Origin of the sequence: Pseudomonas sp. Irchel s3b5 (assembly GCF_900187435.1) — a bacterium.
GTDB lineage: Bacteria > Pseudomonadota > Gammaproteobacteria > Pseudomonadales > Pseudomonadaceae > Aquipseudomonas.
In genome coordinates this window covers 292,374-299,240 of record NZ_FYDY01000005.1, presented here as the reverse complement: position 1 = coordinate 299,240, position 6,867 = coordinate 292,374, and the positions used below count along the sequence as shown (strand labels likewise).

Genomic DNA, 6,867 nt, shown 5'->3' with positions numbered 1-6,867 from the left:
GGTACAGATACACTTTTTCGACTTTGGCATCGGGTCGCATCATGGCGAGCTGGCTCCTGAAGGAATCGGGAGCACAGCATCCGGGATCAGCTAAGCGCTTTGAATGTGGGGTTTATGGAGCGCTTACGCTTTGTCCACCCTGGAGGCCTGGAGAAAGCAGGGCGACCCGACTGGCTACCTCTTCCCCAGCCAAGACGGTAAGCGCATGACCGATGTGAAGACCGCTTGGCTGGAACTGTTGAAGAATGCCGCCGTGGAGGACTTCCGCTGGCACGATATGCGCCACGACTTCGCGTCTCGCTTGGTGATGGCCGGCGTGCCATTGAACACCGTTCGGGAGTTGCTGGGACACACGGATATCAAGATGACCTTGCGCTATTCGCACCTAGCTCCTGATAGCAAAGCAGCGGCAGTTGAACTTATATAGCTTATTGAAACTCTGCCCCCTCGACCAACCTCCTCAGATTTTCCTTCTGATCTTCGAGAGCACCTAAAGAAGAGATATGCACTTTACCTAGAATTTGACCGTTCAAAGCCTTGAGAAGCAGATAACCATTTTTACCGGCAGCCCCCCTAAACTCAAATGCGCCATCCCTTCTGACATTTGTTCTTACCGACTCAACTCCATGTAATGCTGATTCTTTATTGGAGTATGTCTCACTAACCAGAACAACCTCTCCATTTGACGCCACCAGATCAAACTGATACTTACCGTCAGCTCGTTTATTTAACCTAAAAGACCCACCCCCTCCGTGCCTATAAGCATCTGCTTGCCCATCACCCAGCGAGTCTTCTCTAGGTAGCATCTCCTTATATTGAGAGTAACTGACAACAAGCGGTTTATTATTAAGAAGGAATTCCGCATAACCATTCAACTTGTCCCACTCCTCCTTGACCAACTCCAAATTCAAATTTCTTATCCTAAGTGCATCCGGACAATCTGCCGCCTGCCTTGTGTACTCAAAAATATCATCTTCACCGAGGAAATAATTGTTCTCCCACACTTCACTACACGCCAGAAAACCCGGTTCATCCAAGTAATCACTTCCCAACTGAGCAAGTCGTAATCGATAGATTATTGGATCATTCGACCAAACCAGGGACATCAGTCGATTGAGCGTTATCCGCTCATCTGCGTATTTTTTCTCTACCTTGCTTTCCCAAAATGGGTTCTCAACAAAGATTCCGTCAGCAGCTTCCTGAATCAGGATTTCCAACGTTTCGACAATCTTGCGGTTCTTCAGCCGTGCCAAGACATCTAGGGCGTCCTTTAGATAAGGCTCAACCCTGACTGATAGCACCACCTTTTTCGATCTGTTGGCCATGACGGACCCTCCTCAATGTGGCGAAGGGTAAGCCACCGACCAATTCACCGCAAGGAATGCTTGCAGAACGTGTTACTTACAACTAGTATCCTTACATACGCTACCGCACACAACTGGCCAGGAGAATCACGATGACCCAAGCAGCAACCACCGCACCGCTCGCTGTTGGCCCTGAAGAGGCTGGCCGCATGACCGGGCACACCCGTTCCGCAATCTATGAAGCGATCGCGAAGGGCGAACTGGATTCGTTCAAGTCCGGCAAGCGCCGATTGATCCTGGTTAAGCAGCTGGAAGCCTGGCTTAACCGCTTGGCCAAGGAGTAATCCCGATGAGCAATAGCACGCACACGATTCGACTGCCGGCCCACGCGACCCGAGCAATTGGGGCGCTGGTCATGGAGTGCAAAGCCGGTTGTAGGAATCGGGGACGGAAGAGAATGCGCAAGGAAGCAGCAAGAGAGAGTGCCCAAAGCGGAGGTGGAACTCCGCTTGGGCAAGACACATTGGCAAGCACCAAGTGAGATATGAACTATGACATCACATTCGTCTAATGAGCAAGACCGCAAGATGATGGAGGCGCTGCGCAGTGGCCCCATCACGACCCTCGAGGCGGCCAACGATCTGGATATCGTCCACCCGCCAAACACGATCCGCCGCCTTCGCAATCGTGGGCACGTGATCATTACGTACTGGACCTATCAGGCTACTGAACCGGGGCGTCCTTTCCATCGCGTGGCCAAATACGTTTTGCTGCGAGAAGCGTCCTGATCGTAACCTAGGAGCGGGCTCCGGCCCGCTTTTTAAAACCTGCGAGGTTATCCAGTGAGCCAAGGAAATTTCTTTGCCGTAGGGGCTGACGAGTTTATGGCGGCGTGTGAGATAGGGATAAACGCGGCCGTAACACTTTTGATTTTGGCAAGAGGCACTGGACGGGACAATGCTACGACCGCCTGGAGCGCTCTGTCTGTTTTCAAGTATTCGGGAATGGCACGCCGGCGTGCCAAAGATGCAATAACCGCTTTGGCCAATGCGAAACTCGTTGAAGTTCTCCAGACCGGAAAAAAACCACGCTACAAGCTTCAAAAGCCAGAAGACGATGCGTCGTTACTGTGGCTGCCGAATGAGCTGATTGATGGGGCAGATGAGGAAATCCCGCCGATTACCAAGCTGCGAGAGGCGGGGAAGCTGGAACTGTTGGAGAAGTTCATCCGGTTATACGGATTACAGGACCTGGATAACGAGGGGGGATTACCTCGAGCTATCGCGATAACAACGTTTGAGCGAAAAATTATCTGCCCCATTGCTCACTCCGTACTCTATGGATTCACTGAAACGAAAACTACGTCAATAGCCTCCGGCTTGTTCGCCGAGTATGCGGGGCGCATCGATGACAAGGGCAATAAAGGGGCATGGATGGTGCTCAGTCCACTCCTTAGGTTTGGGCTACTGGAGCAGGTCTATTACATGGCGGAGTCTGGCGACCACGATGCAGAATTGATCTATCCAATCAACGATGACGTAGAGCGCGCGCATCAGGGTTTGACTATCTGGCTCGAAGATCGTGACGGCAAAGGTTTCGCCATGGAAGCCCAATCTTCCGATCATATTGGCATAGCAGGGGAACACATCGAGAATGCCACCATGGTAGGTCTGCTGCGGCTACGATACCGGCCAAAAACCGGCAAGACCGCAAGATGGTGGGCATTAGATCGAGAAAAAACCGAAGCGATCGTAAAGACCATCAACACCATTTGTTTCCCGTACGAATCAGAGTTTGTTCATATCAAGGCATCTCAAGGCTTTTAAAGGCGTTTCAAGGTGCCTAAGTGTTCATATCAAGGTTCATCAAGGGACGTAAGTGCAGGTGCATTGCTCCGCAACGCACACGACACAATGCAACATTCGATCATGAAATCACTGATTCATTACTAAGCAAGTCTCAAAGCTCGATAACCAAAAAAAGCCGCCGATCAGGACGAGCACCCTACCGCCCCTTCACAATGATCGGCGAGCTGATGATTCATACCGAAGTCTTGGTTGAAGCCGAAATACGATGGCCTGACTCGAAGTTCGAGTGACGCTGAGCCCGGATAACTACTGGGATTTATACTTTTTACACAGTTGATTTTCTCCCTGAAGTATTTGCTGCTAGCCACGACCTCAACGCGAGAGTTCATTGCCAGCGGCAGGTAGGGCTTGACTCAGTGCATCGCCCAGCCCTACCTGATTGCGCCTAGGTGGATGCCGCGCACCTCGCCGTGGAGCATGCGCACCTTGGTGCTCGGCGCTACGGCGTAGCGGGCGATGGGTACGTTGTCGTACCCTCTGATTATGTACTGTTCGGCACCCAGCTCGGCTAGGTAATCCGCGAGGCCCTGGTACTGGGCGAAGAGTCCGCGCGTGGTTGCCTCCTGACTACTTGATCACTGCTTTTGTTTTGGCGTAGATTTGCTCTTGTCGTTTCCCTGAGGGGCGATGTTGGGCCAGTTCGAGTAAGTCGACTGGTACCGTTTCCTGCCTTTAGGCACAGCGGACTTCCTTATTCATACAGGAGGCTGCTATGGCCCATAAATCTTTTATCAAACTTCGTTCCGCTGCCTTCGATCGCCAAGATGGCCGCTGCTATTACTGCGGCTATCAGATGTGGCGCGATACTCCTGAGACCTTCGCCCATCTCCACGGCCTTTCCCTTCGCCATGCTAAGCGTTTTCAGTGCACAGCCGAGCATCTGGTCGCTAGGCAGGATGGCGGGAGAGATACCCAATCCAACATTGCTGCCGCCTGCCGGCTGTGCAATCAGCGCCGTCATAAGCGCAAGGAAGCGCCTGAGCCGCAGGAGTACAAAGATCTAGTGCAGAAGCGGCTGAGCAAAGGTGGCTGGCACCCGCTCCCGGCAGGTATCCATTTGTCACCCTGATTACCAAGGCAGCCCTGGCTGGCCTGGAACGCGTCTATCTGGAAGGAAACGCCTACAGCAAAGCCGTGGTGCTACTACTCAGCGTATACCCGTACAACGAATGCACCCGCCCCCTCGCCCCAGTGCAACCTGCGAGGTTAGCCGGGTGATGGGTGGACTCGACCAGATCAACAGCGAGTGGGTTAGAGGAACAATCCGCCCGGACCGGTTACAGATCGCGCCGGGCAGGAGGATGCGCGGGAACTAATGAGCCAAAGCCATACGACGAGGCAGGACCAGCTATGGCTGGTCGGGGCGCGCCAGGTAGAAAACGGCCAATAACTGCCATTCGTGATCGGCAGCTATCGGCTAAAAGCAGTTCGAGGAGGAGAAGGTTTTAATCACACTTACCTGCTGGAGTCACGAGCGACTTCAGTACCAGTGGAATCAAAAACAACGCCGTTGACCTGTTTCATTAGCTTCCCTTGTTCGATCAGCAAATTGATCGCTTTACTTACTCGCACTGGCTTGACTTCGAGCAGACTTGCTAACTCTACATGGATATTTGACTTCCAAGGCTGAGCGGGAAGCTTTTCTAGGACAGAAAGCAAAAAATCTTCGCTTTCGCGGTAAACTTCGACCTCTGCTTTCAAAGGTCTTTGAATTTCACGCCTACCATCAGATAGCAGCCCACCTACGTTCCAGCTTGAGCTTACCGCATCAATAACCTTGAGCATAACAGCTTCACTTATCTTGACGGATTTTTGACGTCCGGGAACTAAAGCAATACAGTTCCAACACTCATCCATAAAAGTGTCGCTAAGAATAGATAACTCTATTGAAATAAGATTACGATGTTCAAAAGCAAACGTTCCCAGCGCCCGAGACGCAGCAACATAAGCTAAGGGGCCTCGCCAAGCTGATATGACTCCCGTATGAGCGCCACGCTTTCTCTGACCCCTTATTATTGCTAGCTCAGCACTCCTCATTAACACTGCTATGACGGGCCAAGCATTAAGTGGGAAGGACTCAGAGTAAACTGACTGATAGGCTTCAGGGCGTCGAATGGCTTTTTGTTTCAATTTCGATGCGCTAACAGGGTTTTTTAGTAGTAGGGCTACAGCCCCTGCAGCCATTAAGAGAGGAGAAACTATTCGACCCTCAGGCTTCCCTTCATTTTTATAAAAATTGGTTCGACGCTCATAGAACCAGTCATGTTGAAGCAATATCTCTTCGATGCTACGTTGAATCCTCTCTGTCGCATGAAGAGCTGCGGGTTCAACGGCGCTTTGATTGTTAGTGGCGCGAATCACTTGGTCGCGAACATTCTCGTCTTGGGACACAATCACTTTTACCAGCAGGGTTCTTGCGTCACCCTCTGACTCTGCTGTTGAAGAAAAATGCTTATATATTGATTCTGTGGTTTGTAGGCCATTAACGATCTGAATGTCACGTAATTTTAGCGTTTTCCCTACAAGAGAAGCGCTCGTCGCAAGAATCGTAACTCCATTGTTTAACCACCAAAAATTAGGACCTGAATTATCATCTAGGGTATTGCGAATATCAGCATTTACAAGGTTTTTTCCCAAGTAAGCCCTTACATTTGAATCGAAAAGATATCGTCGAAGATTTTTGCTTTCATCTTTAACAAAAGTACTGTAATCCCTTAATTTGGCGAGGACGACATACCCTTCCTGTCCAGCAGTCAGACATTCTTGCACAGGTAAATCTAATGCAAAGCTGCGCACTTGGCGGTAGTGCTCAACCAGCTCTGCCGCGCCCAGCGCATTGAATACTGACGTTGAAGCACTGAAGTAAGAATTTAATAGAGTAGTAAGCTGCTGCGCCCGCGCCTTTATGCTCGCACCGAGCAGCTCAGTATTTCCCCGGGACGCATAGACAACTTCAAATGAAATTGTTGGCCTATAAAGTGATAGTTGCTTAAATGCAGCAATAAATAAATCGCGACACTGCTTAATTTTCGCTGAGTACTTTCCAGAAAGCTCAGAATTTGACAGCGAAAGATCGAAAATATCTTGGGCTGTTGCGAGCAGCGAATCCAGCGGGGCTTGCTGGAATGTTTCGTGATGCTTGCAGGTTATTATGAAAACCTTTATCTCCGCTCCAGTTCTTGGCCAGGAAAAATCTGTGGAGTCGGTTAGTAAACGCCCATTTATGAGAATGTAAAAACCATCGATTCCACCATCCAGCGAACCGTCAGTCCATCCAAAATCCATTTCTTCTGTTGAAAGATCGAAACTCTTGAGTATCTGATCTAAAGCAAATCTCTCAAAAATATCACCAATTTCACCAGGCGTTTCTTTTTGCATTTGCTGTAGTAACGAGTCCACAAGGATGGTGTCGTTCTTAGCCATGGTCAAAAGTCTCGATTTTAATAGAATTAACCTCTTGGCTTTGGTAGCGCCTCTCGAAAATAGTCCCCATCACACATCTAATTCGGTTTCAAAGGGAACGGTGTACTGTATCGCGGATTTGGTGGGAGGGTGTCAACTAGCCATTATCCAATTTTTACCTCAGCTCGCTCTTCTCTGTGAGCGTCCGCTTTTGGCTGAAGCGGCCGTTCACGGTTGACCCTTTACGGCCGGAAGCGGTCAATAACATGCGAATACCTACCTTCGCTTAAGCG

6 protein-coding genes and 1 pseudogene are annotated in these 6,867 nt (G+C 50.2%); 5 read left to right on the top strand and 2 right to left on the bottom strand.

Translation table 11 applies throughout. The features are described 5' to 3' along the window. Positions 1–130 precede the first annotated feature (130 nt). Positions 131–427: pseudogene (locus CKW15_RS08620) on the top strand (tyrosine-type recombinase/integrase); the annotation flags it as partial. A gap of 1 nt (position 428) precedes the next feature. On the opposite strand, the gene CKW15_RS08615 reads toward CKW15_RS08620, so the two are convergent. After that, on the bottom strand, positions 429–1,325 hold the full coding sequence (locus tag CKW15_RS08615; protein ID WP_095152064.1) for a YegP family protein: 897 nt from the start codon (positions 1,323–1,325) through the stop codon (positions 429–431). A gap of 131 nt (positions 1,326–1,456) precedes the next feature. Here CKW15_RS08615 and CKW15_RS08610 point away from each other — a divergent pair, with 131 nt between their 5' ends. The 4 genes from CKW15_RS08610 to CKW15_RS08595 all read left to right on the top strand — a co-directional run bounded on the left by CKW15_RS08610 (position 1,457) and on the right by CKW15_RS08595 (position 4,241). Continuing rightward, on the top strand, positions 1,457–1,648 hold the full coding sequence (locus tag CKW15_RS08610) for a helix-turn-helix domain-containing protein (RefSeq protein WP_095152063.1): 192 nt from the start codon (positions 1,457–1,459) through the stop codon (positions 1,646–1,648). A 207-nt stretch (positions 1,649–1,855) separates the two neighbouring features. Continuing rightward, positions 1,856–2,092, top strand: coding sequence for a helix-turn-helix domain-containing protein (locus tag CKW15_RS08605; protein ID WP_095152062.1), 237 nt, complete (start codon positions 1,856–1,858; stop codon positions 2,090–2,092). Between the two features lie 54 nt (positions 2,093–2,146). Beyond that, a complete protein-coding gene (locus CKW15_RS08600; protein WP_143498406.1) occupies positions 2,147–3,130 on the top strand; it encodes a hypothetical protein in 984 nt (327 codons plus the stop codon). A 754-nt stretch (positions 3,131–3,884) separates the two neighbouring features. Then, on the top strand, positions 3,885–4,241 hold the full coding sequence (locus tag CKW15_RS08595) for an HNH endonuclease (protein ID WP_095152060.1): 357 nt from the start codon (positions 3,885–3,887) through the stop codon (positions 4,239–4,241). A gap of 386 nt (positions 4,242–4,627) precedes the next feature. On the opposite strand, the gene CKW15_RS08590 is transcribed toward CKW15_RS08595, so the two are convergent. After that, the gene (locus tag CKW15_RS08590; RefSeq protein ID WP_095152059.1) at positions 4,628–6,595 is read right to left on the bottom strand and encodes an AIPR family protein; all 1,968 of its coding nucleotides are present in this window, start codon (positions 6,593–6,595) and stop codon (positions 4,628–4,630) included. Between the last annotated feature and the right edge of the window lie 272 nt (positions 6,596–6,867).

Bases quoted from the DNA above. Each gene is read 5' to 3' on its own strand.
- CKW15_RS08615 (WP_095152064.1), bottom strand. From the start codon at position 1,325: ATGGCCAACAGATCGAAAAAGGTGGTGCTATCAGTCAGGGTTGAGCCT.
- CKW15_RS08610 (WP_095152063.1), top strand. From the start codon at position 1,457: ATGACCCAAGCAGCAACCACCGCACCGCTCGCTGTTGGCCCTGAAGAG.
- CKW15_RS08605 (WP_095152062.1), top strand. From the start codon at position 1,856: ATGACATCACATTCGTCTAATGAGCAAGACCGCAAGATGATGGAGGCG.
- CKW15_RS08595 (WP_095152060.1), top strand. From the start codon at position 3,885: ATGGCCCATAAATCTTTTATCAAACTTCGTTCCGCTGCCTTCGATCGC.
- CKW15_RS08590 (WP_095152059.1), bottom strand. From the start codon at position 6,595: ATGGCTAAGAACGACACCATCCTTGTGGACTCGTTACTACAGCAAATG.